Origin of the sequence: Streptomyces sp. NPDC059534 (assembly GCF_042743475.1) — a bacterium.
In the GTDB taxonomy this organism is placed as follows: Bacteria; Actinomycetota; Actinomycetes; order Streptomycetales; family Streptomycetaceae; genus Streptomyces.
The window spans coordinates 129,963-146,166 of sequence record NZ_JBHWAQ010000010.1; the positions used below are offsets into that span (position 1 = coordinate 129,963).

15 protein-coding genes are annotated in these 16,204 nt (G+C 73.4%); 7 read left to right on the top strand and 8 right to left on the bottom strand.

What is annotated here, in order from left to right; all coding sequences use genetic code 11:
• Positions 1-137 precede the first annotated feature (137 nt).
• A complete protein-coding gene (gene rox / locus ACFVZH_RS15085) occupies positions 138-1,583 on the bottom strand; it encodes a rifampin monooxygenase (RefSeq protein WP_384897209.1) in 1,446 nt (481 codons plus the stop codon).
• Between the two features lie 333 nt (positions 1,584-1,916).
• On the opposite strand from rox, the gene argG reads away from it, so the two are divergent.
• The 4 genes from argG (at position 1,917) to ACFVZH_RS15105 (ending at position 6,598) form a co-directional block, all read left to right on the top strand.
• Positions 1,917-3,362, top strand: a complete 1,446-nt coding sequence (gene argG, locus ACFVZH_RS15090; RefSeq protein WP_384897393.1) for an argininosuccinate synthase — start codon at positions 1,917-1,919, stop codon at positions 3,360-3,362.
• Positions 3,363-3,652: 290 nt separating this feature from the next.
• Complete coding sequence (locus tag ACFVZH_RS15095; RefSeq protein ID WP_384897212.1) at positions 3,653-5,047, top strand: M48 family metallopeptidase; 1,395 nt, start codon at positions 3,653-3,655, stop codon at positions 5,045-5,047.
• Positions 5,048-5,132: 85 nt separating this feature from the next.
• Positions 5,133-5,990 (top strand): sigma factor-like helix-turn-helix DNA-binding protein, encoded by an 858-nt coding sequence (locus ACFVZH_RS15100; RefSeq protein WP_384897215.1) that lies wholly within the window; start codon positions 5,133-5,135, stop codon positions 5,988-5,990.
• A gap of 203 nt (positions 5,991-6,193) precedes the next feature.
• Positions 6,194-6,598 (top strand): VOC family protein, encoded by a 405-nt coding sequence (locus ACFVZH_RS15105; protein WP_384897218.1) that lies wholly within the window; start codon positions 6,194-6,196, stop codon positions 6,596-6,598.
• Between the two features lie 72 nt (positions 6,599-6,670).
• Here ACFVZH_RS15105 and ACFVZH_RS15110 read toward each other — a convergent pair whose 3' ends face one another.
• The 4 genes from ACFVZH_RS15110 to ACFVZH_RS15125 form a co-directional block, all read right to left on the bottom strand.
• Positions 6,671-7,834, bottom strand: coding sequence for a methyltransferase (locus tag ACFVZH_RS15110; protein WP_384897220.1), 1,164 nt, complete (start codon positions 7,832-7,834; stop codon positions 6,671-6,673).
• Between the two features lie 55 nt (positions 7,835-7,889).
• A complete protein-coding gene (locus tag ACFVZH_RS15115) occupies positions 7,890-8,465 on the bottom strand; it encodes a histidine phosphatase family protein (protein ID WP_384897223.1) in 576 nt (191 codons plus the stop codon).
• Positions 8,466-8,534: 69 nt separating this feature from the next.
• Positions 8,535-8,954, bottom strand: a complete 420-nt coding sequence (locus ACFVZH_RS15120; protein ID WP_384897226.1) for a GNAT family N-acetyltransferase — start codon at positions 8,952-8,954, stop codon at positions 8,535-8,537.
• Between the two features lie 146 nt (positions 8,955-9,100).
• Complete coding sequence (locus tag ACFVZH_RS15125; RefSeq protein ID WP_384897229.1) at positions 9,101-10,537, bottom strand: PLP-dependent aminotransferase family protein; 1,437 nt, start codon at positions 10,535-10,537, stop codon at positions 9,101-9,103.
• On the opposite strand from ACFVZH_RS15125, the gene ACFVZH_RS15130 reads away from it, so the two are divergent.
• Positions 10,536-11,486: a DMT family transporter gene (locus ACFVZH_RS15130; protein WP_384897231.1), complete on the top strand. Its 951-nt coding sequence runs from the start codon at positions 10,536-10,538 to the stop codon at positions 11,484-11,486. The genes ACFVZH_RS15125 and ACFVZH_RS15130 overlap by 2 nt on opposite strands.
• A gap of 84 nt (positions 11,487-11,570) precedes the next feature.
• Positions 11,571-11,774 (top strand): DUF1918 domain-containing protein, encoded by a 204-nt coding sequence (locus ACFVZH_RS15135; RefSeq protein WP_384897234.1) that lies wholly within the window; start codon positions 11,571-11,573, stop codon positions 11,772-11,774.
• A 4-nt stretch (positions 11,775-11,778) separates the two neighbouring features.
• Here the strand turns inward: ACFVZH_RS15135 and ACFVZH_RS15140 are convergent, their stop codons facing one another.
• On the bottom strand, positions 11,779-13,077 hold the full coding sequence (locus ACFVZH_RS15140) for a glycoside hydrolase family 10 protein (protein ID WP_384897237.1): 1,299 nt from the start codon (positions 13,075-13,077) through the stop codon (positions 11,779-11,781).
• A 196-nt stretch (positions 13,078-13,273) separates the two neighbouring features.
• On the opposite strand from ACFVZH_RS15140, the gene ACFVZH_RS15145 reads away from it, so the two are divergent.
• A complete protein-coding gene (locus ACFVZH_RS15145) occupies positions 13,274-14,134 on the top strand; it encodes a 3-hydroxybutyryl-CoA dehydrogenase (protein ID WP_384897239.1) in 861 nt (286 codons plus the stop codon).
• A gap of 86 nt (positions 14,135-14,220) precedes the next feature.
• Here the strand turns inward: ACFVZH_RS15145 and ACFVZH_RS15150 are convergent, their stop codons facing one another.
• Positions 14,221-14,751 carry an NUDIX hydrolase gene (locus tag ACFVZH_RS15150; protein ID WP_384897242.1) on the bottom strand — a complete coding sequence of 177 codons (531 nt, stop codon included), beginning with the start codon at positions 14,749-14,751 and terminating at the stop codon, positions 14,221-14,223.
• A 62-nt stretch (positions 14,752-14,813) separates the two neighbouring features.
• Positions 14,814-16,157, bottom strand: coding sequence for a transcriptional regulator (locus tag ACFVZH_RS15155; protein ID WP_384897245.1), 1,344 nt, complete (start codon positions 16,155-16,157; stop codon positions 14,814-14,816).
• Positions 16,158-16,204 lie beyond the last annotated feature (47 nt).

Sequence of the window (16,204 nt, forward strand, 5' to 3'; positions counted from 1 at the left end):
GGGTTGTTTCTTTTTTACCTCCCCCCCCGCCCCGCGGCGCCCCCCCCCCCCCCCCCCGACGCCCTCGCCCGCGGCGCCCCCCGGGCGCCCCCCCGGCGCCCGCGGGGGCCCCCCCCCGCGGCGCCGCGAGCGCGTACTCAGCTCTCGGGGATACCGAACCACCGGGCCAGGTGAGCGCGCAGGTCCTGCTGATCCTCACCGACCCAGGCGACGTGGCCGTCCGGGCGGAGGAGGAGAGCGGGCACGTCGAGGGCGTCGGCGGTCTCGTCGTCCTCCGCGAGGGCGGCGACGCGGTCCACCCGGTCCGTCCACCCCTCGACCGAGAGGCGGCCGGTGCGGTCGAGCAGGAGGCCGCGGCCGCCGCGCAGCAGCTCGTAGAGACGGCCCTCCTTCAGGTTCAGGTCGCGCAGGCGCCGGCCGAGCAGGTCGTGACCGTCGCCGAGGTCGTAGCGGACCGCGACGGCGGTGATGAGGCCCGTCACGTAACGGTTGACCTCCTCGAAGTCCATCAGCCGGGTGAACAGCTCGCGCAGCGCGGCCGCGCCGGGGTCGGTGCCCAGGAGCGTGATCTGCGCGCGGGTGTTGTCCAGGACGGCGGCGCCCACCGGGTGGCGTTCGGCGTGGTAGCTGTCGAGGAGGCCCTCGGGAGCCCAGCCGTTCACCTCGGCGGCCAGCTTCCAGCCGAGGTTGAAGGCGTCCTGGACGCCGAGGTTGAGACCCTGCCCGCCGGTGGGCGGGTGGATGTGCGCCGCGTCGCCGGCCAGCAGCACCCGGCCGGCCCGGTAGCGCTCGGCCTGCCGGGTGGCGTCACCGAACCGGGACAGCCAGCGCGGTGCGTGCGCACCGAAGTCGGTGCCCGCGACGGCCCGCAGCCGCTCCTTGAACTCCTCCAGGGTCGGCGCGGCCGTACGGTCATCGGACACGCCGTCGGCGGGCGCGACGACCCGGTGCAGCCCGTCCCCGAGGGGAACGACGCCGAACCGCAGCTGCGTCTTGCGGACCTCCGCGACGACGGCGGCGATCGTCTCCGCGTCCGCTGTCAGCTCCATCTCGCCCAGCAGCGTCTCGACCTTGGCGGGCTCGCCGGGGAATCCGACGCCGATCAGCTTGCGCACCGCGCTGCGGCCGCCGTCGCACCCGGCGAGGTAGCGCGAGCGCAGCGACGTACCGTCCGCGAGCTCGACGGTGACCCCGTCCTCGTCCTGGCTCAGCCCGACCACTTCCCGGCCGCGCCGGATCTCGACGCCGACTTCGAGGGCGTACTCGTTGAGCAGCCGCTCGGTGACCGGCTGAGGGGTGGCGAGGCCGTACGCGTGCGCCGTGTCCAGCCGCTCCGGCCACGGCTTGGCGATGCCGCCGAAGAGACCGCCGACCCGGAACTTCTCGCTGACCGCGAGAAAACGGTCGAGGAGGCCGCGCTGGTCCATGATCTCGACGCTGCGCGCGTGCAGACCCTGGCCGCGGGACTGCTCGGTCGGTTCGGTCAGCTTCTCCAGCACGACCACCCGCACGCCGGCGAGCCGCAGCTCGCCGGCCAGCATCAGACCGGTCGGTCCGCCGCCGACCACGATCACGTCAAACATTCGGAGATCCCCGTTCGCCATCCGTCGAAAGCAGAAGCGGGCCGCCCGCGCATGCGCCTGACACGCCTGCGCGGATCTGCGGATCTTGCGTTTCCGCAGGTCGCGGCCTCAGACGAGCATTCTGGGGCATCACCGGGGCCTTGCCGCAAGGCCCCCTGTGCGCTATACCTTGAGAGTGGCGAGGAGTCGAAGAACTCCTTGCCTTTTCTTTTTTCACGGGACGGCCGCACGGCGGCCGCGAGGCGGCCCGTCAGGTGGCCTGCCAGGTGGATCGTCAGGTGGCCCGTCAGGCTCAGCGTTGCATGACCATGCGGAATCATGCATACTCTTCCTATGTCCAAGGTCCTCACCTCCCTGCCCGCCGGCGAGCGCGTCGGCATCGCCTTCTCCGGCGGCCTCGACACCTCGGTCGCGGTCGCTTGGATGCGCGACAAGGGCGCCATCCCGTGCACCTACACCGCCGACATCGGCCAGTACGACGAGCCCGACATCGCCTCGGTGCCCGGCCGCGCCAAGACCTACGGCGCCGAGATCGCGCGCCTGGTCGACTGCCGCGCGGCGCTGGTCGAGGAGGGCCTTGCCGCACTCACCTGCGGGGCGTTCCACATCCGCTCGGGCGGCCGCGCCTACTTCAACACCACGCCGCTCGGCCGCGCCGTGACCGGCACCCTCCTGGTCCGGGCGATGCTCGAGGACAACGTCCAGATCTGGGGCGACGGCTCGACCTTCAAGGGCAACGACATCGAGCGGTTCTACCGCTACGGTCTGCTCGCCAACCCGCACCTGCGGATCTACAAGCCCTGGCTGGACGCGGACTTCGTGACCGAGCTCGGCGGCCGCAAGGAGATGTCGGAGTGGCTGCTCGCCCACGAGCTGCCCTACCGCGACAGCACGGAGAAGGCGTACTCCACCGACGCCAACATCTGGGGCGCCACCCACGAGGCGAAGACCCTGGAGCACCTGAACACGGGTGTCGAGACCGTCGACCCGATCATGGGCGTGAAGTTCTGGGACCCCTCGGTCGAGATCGCCACCGAGGACGTCACGATCGGCTTCGAGCAGGGCCGCCCGGTGACCATCAACGGCAAGGAGTTCCACTCCCCCGTCGACCTGGTCATGGAGGCGAACGCCATCGGCGGCCGCCACGGCATGGGCATGTCCGACCAGATCGAGAACCGGATCATCGAGGCCAAGAGCCGGGGCATCTACGAGGCCCCCGGCATGGCGCTGCTGCACGCCGCGTACGAGCGGCTGGTCAACGCGATCCACAACGAGGACACCCTCGCCCAGTACCACAACGAGGGCCGGCGTCTCGGCCGCCTCATGTACGAGGGCCGGTGGCTGGACCCGCAGGCCCTCATGGTCCGCGAGTCCCTCCAGCGCTGGGTCGGCGCCGCCGTCACCGGCGAGGTCACGCTGCGGCTGCGGCGCGGCGAGGACTACTCGATCCTCGACACCACGGGCCCGGCGTTCAGCTACCACCCGGACAAGCTCTCCATGGAGCGCACCGAGGACTCCGCGTTCGGCCCGGTCGACCGGATCGGCCAGCTCACCATGCGCAACCTCGACATCGCCGACTCGCGCGCCAAGCTGGAGCAGTACGCCGGTCTCGGCCTCATCGGCACCGGCAGCCCCTCCATCGGCGCCGCCCAGGCGGCCGCCACCGGACTCATCGGCACCATGCCGGAAGGCGGCGCCGAGGCCATCGCCTCGCGCGGCGAGGTCTCCGACGACGACGAGATGCTGGACCGCGCCGCGATGGAGTTCGGCACGGACTGACCCACTCCGCCGAGCCCCCCGCTCGGCACCCCCGGAAGGCCGGCTCGACGCCCCGTCGTCGAGCCGGCCTTTCCGTTCGTGTCGCCGAACGGGCCGTTCCGTTTGTGTCGTCGTGGCGGAAGCGGCGGACACGGCGGTGTCCGCCGCGTCCTGCCGCGTCCCTTGCTCGGGGCCCTTGCCCCCGGAGTACGTGTCCCGGAAATATTGCGCGGGGCTCCGCTTGTGGAGACAGGGATCAGAGATCGGAACGGGGCGGAGCCGTACGACGGGCCGCCCGGGGGGAGTACGGAATGACGGAGACGGCACAGGCCGCCCGGACGATGGTGCAGGACTGCCCCGAATGCGGCGTCCCCGTGGCCGACGGCGGGCGGTACGTCACCTGGTGCGCCGCGTGCGACTGGAACGTGGACCCCGGCGGACGGGACGAGGAAGCACAGGGGCGCGTCGAACGGCTGCGGAGGCGACTGGCGCAGCGGGACGGCGAACAGCTCCTCGCGGAACTCACGGCCCTCGACGCACCAGGACCGGTCACGGAAGCCGGACAGCCCACGGAAACCGCGGACTCCGACAGCCCCGACGGCCACGGTGGCGTCGGCGCCACCGGCCGGGTCGCGCCCCGCCCCAAGGGTCGGCGCGGGACGGCCGGCAGGCTCGCCGTGGCGCTCGCCGTGGCGGTACACGGCGTGACCCTCGCCCTGCTCGCGGGCGGACTGTGGATGATCGTCGCGGGCTGGGGCGCGAACCTGCTTCCGGTGTTCGGCGGCATCACGCTGGGCCTCGCGGTCCTGCTCCGGCCGCGGTTCAGCAGCCTCGCCAGGACCGCCAAGCACCGGACCGTCCTGCGCCGGCCGGACGCACCCCGGCTCTTCGCCCTCCTCGACGAGGTCGCGGAGAGCGTCGGCACGACCGGCGTGGCCGCCGTGGTGATCGACGCCGACGCCAACGCGTCGGTCACCACCTACGGCGTACGGCAGCGCCGCGTGCTCCACATCGGTCTCGGCCTGTGGGAGATCCTGGCCCCGCAGGAGCGCATCGCGCTCCTCGGCCACGAGTTCGGGCACTACTCGAACGGGGACACCCGCCGCTCCCTCCTCGTCTGGAACGCCTTCACGTCCCTCGACACCTGGCGCTACGCCCTCGCCCCCCAGCGCCCCGAGAGCCTGATGGACGACTTCGTGAACCTCGTGACCGCTCCGCCCCGACTGCTCGTCGACGGCCTTCTCGTCGTCCTGGAGCACCTGACCCTGCGCGACTCGCAGCGCGCCGAGTACCTCGCCGACTCGGCCGCCGCACGCGCGGCGGGCACGGAGGGGGCCGCCGGCCTCATGGACCGGCTGCTCATCGGCAAGGGCGTCGCCGGCGAACTCGCCCGGGAATCGGTCGCGGCGCGGACCCGGATCGGCGGCGCGCGCCGCGAGGACCCGGCCGACGGGCTGTGGGAGCGGCTCGCCGCGCATGCCGCGTCGGTTCCCGAGCACGAGTACGAGCGGCTGCGCCGGGTCGCGCAGCGGCGCGGGCACCAGGTGGACGCCACGCACCCGCCCACCCACCTCCGCCACCGGAGGCTGACGCGGGGCACGCACGTCCCGGCCCGGATCGTCCTCGACCCTGCCAGGGCGGCGGAGGTGGACGCGGAACTCGCCGGGGCCCGGCGGACCGTGGCCCGGGAGCTCGTCATGGGCTGACCCCGCTCCTCCCGGTCGGTGCTGTCACATCCTGGCGGGCCCTCGCGTCAACGCAGTGACGGAACCGACGAGGAGTGAGGCGCCCATGCCCGACGACACCTTTCTGACCGCACTGACCGGGCGCTTCGACGCCCACGAGGAGCAACTGCGGCACGTGGCCCTGCGGCTGACGGGTTCGCGGGCCGGAGCCGAGGAGGCGCTCGCGACGGCGCGGGCGGGACTCCGCCGGGACGACGGGGCGGCGGTAGGGGTCTGGCTGACGGCGCTGGTGGGCCAGGCGTGCGTGCGGGGCCTCCAGGGAGGGAGAACGGACGGGGCGCGGCACGACGACAGAGGTGTGCCGGGCGCGGCGGGCGAGGTGGGCCCGGCGGGCCAGGTGGGCGCGGCCGGACTCGACTCCGTCTGGCTCGCGCTGCTCGTCGTCCTGGAGTCCCTCGGCGCCGATGAGCGCCTTGCCTATGTCCTGCACGACGTGTTCGGGCTGCCGCCGTACGACACGGCCCGGATCACCGGCGGCTCCCCCGAGGAGGCGGCGCGCCTCGCCCGGCGGGCCCGGGAGCGGATCCGCGGCGGCGGGGCGGCCCCCGCCGGCATGGACGCGGGACGCCAACGAGCGCTGGTGAACCGGTTCCTGGTTGCCGCACGCGCGCGTGACGCCCGTACGCTCGCGGCCGTCCTCGACCCGGACGTGGTCGCCTACTCCGATCGCGGCCCGCTGCACGGCGCCCCGGCCGTCGCCGAGGGCGCGGCCGCCTTCGCACGCTTCGCGGACGCGGCCCGGCCCGCGCTGGTCGACGGCGCGATCGGGGCGGTCGCGTTCGTCGCCGGCCGCCCGGTCTCCGCGGTGACCTTCACCTTCCGTCGCGACCGGATCGTCACCCTCGCCATCACCACCGGCGAGGACCGGGTACGCGCACTCGACCTGGCCTTTCCCGACGCGTGACGGGGCCTGGACCCGCCCTGGTCGCGGCGCGTGGACGGGGAGCGGTCCGGGCGGAGGTCGGGCGGGTTCGGCAGGCTGGGCAGGTCTTGCAGGCCCGGCAGGTCCGGCAGGGTGAACCCCGACCCTCGTCTCGGGGTCAAGTCCGTGGCGGAGCAGGGAGATCCCGGACGGACGGCGGTGCCGACGGCGCCTAGCCTGGAGACATGATGATCAATGCGCAGACCCGCGTACGGGTCGCCCGCCCTTCGCGGGACCTCGCCGCCGCCGAGCGGTTCTACGTCGACGGGCTCGGGCTGGACGTGCTGTGGCGCAGCACCGATCCGGAGCCGGGCAAGCACGAGCTGCTGATGGTCGGACCGGCCGCCGGGAGCTGGCACTTCGAGCTGACCCGTGATCCCCGGGCTCCACTGGATCCGGCTCCGACCGTCGACGACCTGTTCGTCGTCTACCTGGGCAAGCCCGTCGAGGACGAGCAGCTGGAGCGGCTGCTCGCCGTCGGGGGCACGCGGGTGCCCGCGCACAATCCGTACTGGGACGAGTGGGGGGTCACCGTGACCGATCCGGACGGCTACCGGCTGGTCCTCTGCTCGCGCGACTGGGGCAGATGACCCGGTCCCGACCGGTCCCGGCCCGGTCCGGGCTTCGGACCGGACCGGACGGGGCGGGACGGGACGGGACGACTACGCCTGGCGTACGGCGCGGAGGACGACGAACTTCTTGTCGCTGGCGACGAGTTCGCTGTTGCCGAAGATGCGGCGGAGGGTGACGTGGTAGCCGAGGTGCCGGTTGCCGATGACCCACAGCTCGCCGCCGGGGCGCAGGGCGCGCCGGGCGTCCGTGAACATCCGGCGGGACGTGCGGTCGGTGGTGGCCTGGTGGCTGTGGAACGGCGGGTTGTTGAGGACGAGGTCCACGGAGCCGGCGGGCAGGTCCGAGAGCCCGTCGCCGACGAGGAACTCGGCCGCGCGCGCCTCCCCCAGGTGCGCGCGGAAGTTCTCCTCGGCCGAGGCGACCGCCGGGTAGGACTCGTCGGCGAAGACGAGCTGCGCCTCGGGTTCGTGGAGGGCGATGGCGAGGCCGACGACGCCGTTGCCGCAGCCGAGGTCGGCGACCTTGGCCCGGCCGAGGTCACCGGGCAGGTTCGCGAGGAAGAAGCGGGTGCCGATGTCCAGGCGGTCGGCGCAGAAGACGCCGGCGTGGTTGGTGACGGTCAGGCCGGGGAGGCCGGGCGCGGGGGTGTCGGCCGGGAGGTCGTACTGGTAGGGCCAGGGGTTCCGGCCCGGGGTGAGGGCCGGGTCGGGTGTGGTGTGGATCAGCCGGGCCTTCTTCACCGCGAGGGAGGTGCGGGTGGGGCCGAGGATCCGCTCGAAGAGCTTGAGGGTGGAGGTGTGGATGTCCTTGACCATGCCGGTGCCGACGATCACGGTGCCGTCGTGCACGGCGGGCGCGAGCCGGTGGAGCTGGTCCTCCAGGAGCCCGAGGCTCTTGGGGACGTGGACGAGCAGGACGTCGACGCGCGCCGGGGGCGGGTCCTGGGTGGTCAGCAGCCGGACGGCGTCCGGGGCGGCGCCGGCGCGCGCGAGGTTGGCGCGGGTGGCCCGGCTGCCGAGGTACGAGTCGGAGATCTGGACGAGTTCGCCGGCGCCGGCTGCCTGCAGCGCGGTGACGAGGGCTCCCCAGCGGTCGCCGACGACGGCGACGGTGCCGGAGAGATCGGTGCCGGTCTCGGCCAGGTGGCCCAGGAGGTATTCGTCGGCCGCGTCCCAGGCGCGCAGCTGGTCGCGCGGGTCCTCGGGGAAGCGGGTCAGCGTGAAGGCGCCCCATGACGTGCTCAAACGGTTCATCGTGCTCTCAGGCTAGCCGGTCGTCGGCTGCCGTTCCGCTCGGACGCCCGTCCGTTCAGCGGAGGGCCGTGTCGAGGTGGAGGTGCCAGAGGCCGGGGCGGCCGGTGAGGGTCACGGTGGAGAGGGGGCGGACGTCGACGTTCCAGTAGGTGGCGGGCGGTGCCTTCAGGGCATAGACGAGGGCGGCCCGTACGACGGAGGGTTCGGCGACGGCGACGATGGCGCCGTCCTCGGCGGGCCGGGTGTCGAGCCAGTTCCCTATCCGGGTGATGAAGGCGAGGAGGGGTTCGCCGCCGTGCGGGGCGGTGCGGGCGTCCCTGAGCCAGGCGTCGACGGCGGCCGGTTCGAGGGCGGCGACCTCGGCGAGGGTCAGGCCCCGCCAGCGGCCCATGTCGCAGTCGCGGAGCGCGGGCTGGGCGAGGGGGGCGTAGCCGAGGGCGGTGCCGGTGGCGCGGCTGCGCGGGGTCGGGGAGCAGTAGCGCAGCTCGGCCGAGCCGAGGGGGATGAGCGCGGGCGCGGCCTGCTGCACCTCGTACCAGCCGGCCTCGTCGAGGGGCCGGTCGTCGTCGAAGCGTTCGGCGAGCAGGGAGGAGCTGCGTGCCGCCGTGACGAGCGTCACCCGAAGACTCATGGGCGCGATCGTGAGGCCGGTGGCCCCGCAGGTCAAGGGGTCATTTCCCGGGGCCCGCGGGGGTGCGGCTCACTGCTGCCCGAGAGCCATCCACTTGTCCGGATTCTGGAGTGGCATGAATCCGACCTTCTCGTACACGCCGTGCGCGTCGGCGGTGGCGAGCATGATGCGGCGCAGTCCGTACGGGGCGAGGTGGTCGCGGACGGCGGTGACGAGCGCGGTGCCGAGGCCGGTGCCGCGGGCCGGGCGGTCGACGTAGACGTCGCAGAGCCAGGCGAAGGTGGCGTAGTCGGTGACGACCCGCGCGTAGGCGCTCATCTCGCCGGTCTCGCGGTGGTAGGCCCCGAGGTTGAGGGAGCCCGCGATGGCGCTGTCCTGCTTCTCCCGAGGTCGGCCGAGGGCCCAGTACGCGTCGGTGGAGAGCCAGTGGTGGACGAGGGCGGCGTCGATCCGTGCGGGGTCGGCTGAGATCTCGTACGTCCCGTGCATGACGGCGCCGGCGGGGGCGACGGGGGGAGCGCTGTCGTTCGTGGCCGCAGGCTGCCAGGGAGCGGCGGGGATTGTCAGGTGAATTTGCCCGGGGCCAGGGCCTGTCCTGGGCCGGGCCGGGACTCCGCCGGGCCCGGCCCCGGTGGTCACCCGGTGAGCTCTTCGACTGCCGTCCGCAGCCGGCGCACGCCCTCGGCGATCTCGCCGGGGCCCGCGACACCCGCGAAACTCAGCCGGATGTGCCCGGCGGGGGGTTCGGCGCAGAAGTAGGGGCGGCCGGGGGCGGCGGCGACGCCGGCCCGCAGCGCGGCGCCGAGGAGGGAGCCCTCCGGCAGGGTGTCGGGGAGGCGGAGCCAGAGCTGGTAGCCGCCCGAGGGCAGGTGCGGCAGGGTCAGGCCGGGCAGATGCTCGGCGACCGCGGCGGCCATCACCGTCCGGCGGTTCCTGAGCTCCTGGGAGACGGCGCGCAGATGGCGGTGCCAGGCGGGTGAGCCGACGAGTTCGAGGGCGGCCTCCTGGAGGGGCCGGGCCACGAAGAAGCTGTCGACGACCTGGATGGCGCGGAGCCGTTCCAGGACGGGGCCGCGGGCGGCCAGGGCACCGACGCGCAGGCTGGGCGAGGTGATCTTGGTGAGGGAGCAGACGTGGACGACGACGCCGTCGGGGTCGTCGGCGGCGAGCGGGGCGGGCAGGGGCGGTGCGTCCTCGTGGACGAGCCGGCGGGCGAAGTCGTCCTCGACGACGAAGGCTCCGGCGGCGCGGGCGATGCGGACGACCTCCCGGCGCCGTTCGGGGGCGAGGACCGCCCCGGTCGGGTTCTGGAAGAGCGGCTGGCAGACGAACACGCGGGCGCCGGTGGCGCGGAAGGCGGCTTCGAGGAGCTCGGGGCGGACGCCGTCGGCGTCGGCGGGCACGGGGACCGGGCGGAGTCCGGAGGCCCGGGCGACCGCGATCATGCCCGGGTAGGTGGGCGACTCGACGAGCACGGGGGCGCCGGGCGGGGCGAGGGCGCGCAGGGCGGTGGTGATGGCGGACTGACCGCCGGCGGTGATGAGGACCTCGGCCGCGGTGACGCTGCCGCCGATCTCGCGGGCGAACCATTCGCGCAGTTCGGGCAGGCCGTCGGTGGGCGGGCGGCCCCAGGCGCCCGGGCGGCGTCCGGCACGGGCGAGGGCGGCGGCGAGGGCCTGCTGCGGCTGGAGGGAGGGATGGAGGTAGCCGCCGTTGAACTCGATCACGCCGGGCGGCGGGGCGGAGAGGGTCACGAGCACGCCGGAGGCGTCGACGGCGCGGGGCACGAGCTCTCCGGCGGGGTCGGCGCTGAGCGACACCTCCTGCCAGGAGGTGTCGCCGGCGACGGGCGGAGAGGTGCGGGGCTCGGCGCGGAAGGCTCCCGCGCCGGGGCGGGTGACGACCAGCCCTTCCGCCGCGAGCTGGGCGAGGGCCCTGGTGACGGTCACCGGGGAGACCCGGTACCGCTCGACGAGGGCCCGACTCGATGGCAGCTTTCCACCAGGTGAGTAGCGGTTCACTTCAGCCCGCAGGGATTTCGCCAGTTCCGCCACACTGCTACGCTCGACCATGAGAACAAAGGATAGCGCTACTGCCACCCCGACGATAGCGGTCTCCGCCACCGAGCGGACCGCGACCGGCCCCGCCCCGGTCACCTCCGACCCGGTCGGCCGGGGCACCCTGCTCGCCGTGCTCGGCGTGGTGTCGTTCTCGCTCACCTTCCCGTCGACCGTCTGGGGCCTGGAGAGCTTCGGTCCCTGGTCCCTGGTGGCCGTGCGCTCCACCCTCGCCGCCCTCATCGCGGGCGCCTTCCTCCTCGTCGGCCGGGTGCCGCTGCCGGACCGCCGCCACTGGGCGGGGCTCGCGGTGGTCGCCGGCGGCGTCGTCGTCGGCTTCCCGCTCCTGACGACCCTGGCCCTGCAGACCTCCACCACCTCGCACGCCGCCGTCGTGGTGGGCCTGCTGCCGCTCACCACGGCGACCCTGGCCGCGCTGCGCACCGGCCGCCGCCCGTCCCGTACGTTCTGGATCGCGGCCGTCTCCGGCGCGGCGGTGGTGATCGCGTTCACGCTCCAGCAGAGCGGCGGGGCCCTGTCCCGGGGCGATCTGTACCTCTTCGGCGCGCTCCTGGTGTGCGCGGCCGGCTACACCGAGGGCGGGCGGCTCGCGCGGCTGATGCCGGGCTGGCAGGTCATCGGCTGGGCCCTGGTGCTGTGCCTGCCGCTGATGGTGCCGGCCTCGGCGGTCGCGCTGGCCCTGGAGCCGGTCCACCTGAACGCCCACGGTGTCCTCGGGCTCGTGTGGGTCGCCGCCGGCTCCACCTTCTTCGGCCTCTACGTCTGGTACCGGGGCATGGCGTCCATCGGCATTCCGAAGGCGAGCCAGCTCCAGCTCGCGCAGCCGCTCCTCACCCTCTTCTGGTCGGTCTTCCTGCTGGGCGAGACGCTGCCGCTGGCCGCTCCGCTCGCGGCGGTGGGCGTCCTCGTGTGCATCGCGGTGACCCAGCGGGCGAAGAGCTGACGCGACGGATCGGGGTGACGCGGGCCACAATGGCAGACAGAGACCCCAACCCAGGACAGGCCCCGTCGCGAGGAGGTCACCCCGATGCAGGCGAGCGTGGGCGACAAGCTGCTGGTGCACGGCCGGACCGTCGGTCATCACGACCGTACGGCCGAGGTCCTTCAGGTGCTGGGGGAGAACGGCACTCCCCCGTACCGCGTGAAGTTCGACGACGACGGTCACGAGGCCCTGATGTCCCCGGGCCCCGACACCGTCGTACGCCACCACCCGGAGGAGGGGACCCGCTGAGCCTCTATCTCCCCGGCGCGCGGACCCTGGTCGGGTAGTGATCGGCCACCACGGTGGCCATCGCCCCGATCCGGTCCGCCGCTACCTCCTTCGCCGCGAAGAAGCAGTGGCCGCCGACCGACGGGTACCCGGCGGCCAGCGCCAGATGGCGCGAGAGCTCCCCAGGGTCCTGCCAGGCCGCGGGCTGGGCGGGGTCGCCCGCCTTGTACAGCGCCTCGCCGATGTAGAGACCGACGCCTGTCCCGCGTACCACCGCGTCCCACCAGGGCAGCAGCTTGGCGTAGTCGGCGGCGGGCAGGCCGATGTTCCAGTACAGCTGCGGCACGACGTGGTCCACCCAGCCCTCCCGGATCCACTTGCGGGTGTCGGCGTACAGGTCGTCGTACGTCTGGACACCGGCCCGGGTGTCCGAGCCCTCCGGGTCGGTGGCCGCGTTCCGCCAGACGCCGAAGGGGCTGATCCCGAAGGGGACGTGCCGCTTGGTCTCCTTGATCCGGGCGGACATCCCGGAGACCAGCAGGTCGATGTTGTTCCGCCGCCAGGACGCCTTGTCGGGGAAGCCGCCGCCGTACCGCGCGTACGCCTCGTCGTCGGCGAACACCTGGCCGGCCACCGGGTACGGGTAGAAGTAGTCGTCCCAGTGCACCGCGTCGACGTCGTACCGGCGCAGCGCGTCCAGCATCGCCTCCTGGACGAAGCTGCGGACCTCGGGCAGGCCCGGGTTGTAGTACAGCTTCCCGCCGTAGGGCAGCACCCACTCCGGGTGGAGCCGGGCCGGGTGGTCCGGGACGAGCCGGGCCGGGTCCGTGTGGTTCGCCACCCGGTACGGGTTGAACCAGGCGTGCAGCTCCAGGCCCCGCGCGTGTGCCTCCCGCACCGCCGTGCCCAGCGGGTCCCAGCCCGGGTCGCGGCCCTGCGTGCCGGTGAGGCACGCCGCCCACGGCTCGTACGGCGAGGGCCAGAGCGCGTCGGCCGTCGGACGGACCTGGAGGACGACCGTGTTGAGGCGGCGCCCGACCGCCGTGTCGAGGTGGGCGAGCAGCTCGGCGCGCTGCCGGTCGGCGGTCAGCCCGGCACGCGAGGGCCAGTCGCGGTTGGCGACCGTCGCCAGCCACATGCCCCGGAACTCCCGCCCGCGACGCGGTCTGCGCCGCACCGGAGACCGGGCGCCCGCCGGTGCGGCGGACCTGGCCTCCTTCGTGGCGGCGGCCCCCGTCGTCGCACCCGTCCCCGTCGCGGCGTCCACCGGCCCCGCCCCTGTCACCGCCGTCACGCCGAGCGCCGCGCCGGTGGCGCCGCTCACGAACCCTCTTCTGCCGATAGGCGGCACTTGTACCCCTCCTCTGTCGGATACGTCACACCCACCCGGACAGCATGCCCGGCCCGGACGATCGATCATCGGTTAATGAGCGGTAACGTCGTGGGGGTCGAGGCGGACGCACCGGAATCACACGGGCCCGCCGCCAGAGAAGAGCGAAAGGCACGAGGTGACGGACTCCATGGCCGACATTGAGCGCGTCGGAGTGGTGGGCTGCGGCCAGATGGGCGCGGGCATCGCAGAGGTGTGTGCCCGGAGCGGTCTCGAGGTGAAGGTCGCCGAGACCACCGGCGAGGCGCTGGAGATCGGCCGCACACGGCTCTACAACTCGCTGACGAAGGCCGCCGAGCGCGGCAAGATCAGCGAGGAGGAGCGGGACGCCACGCTGGCCCGCCTCAGCTTCACCACCGACCTGGGCGAGTTCGCCGACCGCGACCTCGTCATCGAGGCCGTCGTGGAGAACGAGCAGGTCAAGACCGAGATCTTCCAGGTGCTGGACCAGGTGATGACCCGGCCCGACGCCATCCTGGCCTCGAACACCTCCTCCATCCCGCTGGTGAAGCTGGCCGTGGCGACCTCCCGCCCCGACCAGGTCATCGGCATCCACTTCTTCAACCCGGCCCCGGTGCAGAAGCTCGTCGAGCTGATCCCGGCCCTCACCACCTCCGAGGGCACGATCAGCCGCGCGCAGGCGTTCGCGGAGAAGGCGCTCGGCAAGCACGCGATCCGCGCGCAGGACCGGTCCGGCTTCGTCGTCAACGCGCTGCTCGTGCCGTACCTCCTCTCGGCGATCCGGATGTTCGAGTCGGGCATCGCGAGCCGCGAGGACATCGACAACGGCATGGAGTACGGCTGCGCCCACCCGATGGGCCCGCTGAAGCTCTCCGACCTGATCGGCCTGGACACGATCGCCTCGATCGCCGACTCCATGTACGCCGAGTTCAAGGAGCCGCTGTACGCCGCTCCCCCGCTGCTCCAGCGCATGGTGGACGCGGGCCGGCTGGGCCGGAAGACGGGGTCGGGCTTCTACCCGTACTCCTGACCGCTCCCCCTGGACACCGGACGGCCCGTACACCCGCACAGGTACGGGCCGTCCGGCATGTCCGCGCTCGTGAGGCCGTCGGGCTCTCAGCCGAGGCGCAGATGGTGGAGCATCAGCAGCCCGGCGGCCATGTTGGCGGCCGGGATCTCGCCCCGGGTGATCATGTCGGGGATCTGTTTCAGCGGGACCCAGGCCCGCCGGGAGGACTCGAACGCGTCCTCGGGCGGTCCGGTGTACGTGGCCCGCTCCGCCCAGTAGAGGTGGTGGCGGGCGTCGGACAGGCCGTTGGAGGGCTCGACGGTGAGGAGATGGCGCAGCGGCCCCGGCCGCCAGCCGGTCTCCTCCTCCATCTCGCGGGCGGCGGCGGTCGCGATGTCCTCGCCGTCCTCGACGACACCGGCGGCCAGTTCCCAGCCCCAGCTGTCGGTGATGAAGCGGTGGCGCCAGAGCATCAGGACTTCGTCCGCGTCGTTGACGGCGGTCGCGACGGCGACGGGACGGAGCCGGATCAGATAGTGGTCGAGGTGGCGGCCGTCCGGAAGTTCGACGTCCGCGAGGTTCACCCGGAACCAGCGGTTCTCATAGACCGAGCGTTCGCTCAGTTTCGTCCATTGCACGTTCTTGCCACCTTCCGACTGGTCGGTGCTTGTTTGGTGGCAATATCGCAGCAGTTGGAAGCTCACAGGGGAACGCGCAGAGCCCCGTCGATCAGCTCCGCCGCCTCCCGCGCGTCCCGTCCGCCGCTCGCGAGGAGATGCTCCCGCACCTGGTGCAGCCGGTCCCGCAGCCGCCGAGACTCCATCCCCCGCACCCGCTCCGTCATCTCCACCGCCGTGCGCGCGGCACCGTCCGCCTCCCCCTGCCGCAGCTCGATCTGGCACAGCATCGCGAGCCGGTGCACCCGGCCCCGGTCGTGCGAGGGCGTGCCGACCGCCGCCGAGGCGTGCTCGTGCGCCGCGTCCAGGTCGCCGAGACTGAGCAGGGCCTCGGCGACCTGGACGTTGACGAACCCCGGCTGGACGTAGCCCGTCTCGGCCGGCTCGTCCCCCGGGCTGATCCGCTCCGCCTCCGCCTCGGCCCGCCGGATGCAGGCCAGCGCGGCCGCCCCGTCGCCGAGATGGGCGTACGCCTTCGCCTGCATCGCCGTCAGATCGGCGGCGAGCGCCGGGGTGATCTGACGGCCCGCCGCCCGCAGCGCCGCCTCCGCGAACGCCACCGCCTGCCGGTACTCCGCCAGGAACAGCGCCTGGTTGACGAGCAGCGCGATCACATAGGCGCCGAGACCCCGGTCCCCGCTGGCCTTCGCGAGACGCAGGGCCTGGTGGAAGTAGCGCTGGGCGAGCCCGTGCGCGTCGGCGTCGTACGCGCAGATTCCGGCCACCGCGACCAGTCCGCCGGTGGCGCGGTGCAGCCGACGGCCGACGGAGTCGCTGTACGCGCCCCGGAGCAGCGGCGCCGTCTCGGCGGTCAGGAAGCCGACGATCCGGGCCCTCGTCGCGATGCCACCGGCCCTGCGGTACATCTGCTCGTAGTGCGAACGGGCCGCGCTCAGCACGGAGATGTCGGCCGCGGAGACCGTCGTACCCCGCCCGGCGCGGGACACGTCCGCGTCCTCCGGCGGGTTCTCCCACTCCCACACCGGCATCACCGCGGGCGTCCCGGTCACGGCCTGCGCGCCGAGCGTGTGCGGCCGCCGCTGCTCGTCGGACCGCCACAGGGCGGGCGCCCGCTCCACGAAACCGGAGAGGGGCGCACCGAGGGCCGGCGGCGGCCCGCCCGGCACCCCGAGGCCGATGTCGTCCAGGGTCACCTGCCGGCGCAGCCGGGCGGCGAGCACCTCGCAGATCAGGTCCGGCACCTGGCCGCGCGGCCGCTGACCCTTCAACCAGCGCGCCACGGCGGTGTGTTCGTAGCGCAGGGCAAGACCCCTGGCCCGACCGGCCCGGTTCACCCGGGCGGCGAGGCCGGCGTGGGAGACGCCCGCCTCGTCGAGCAGGGCGTCGAGCAGGGTGTTGGGCTGCATGGGCCCCTCCGGTGACTCGGTGCACACACCCTAGGGCCGAGCGGGCC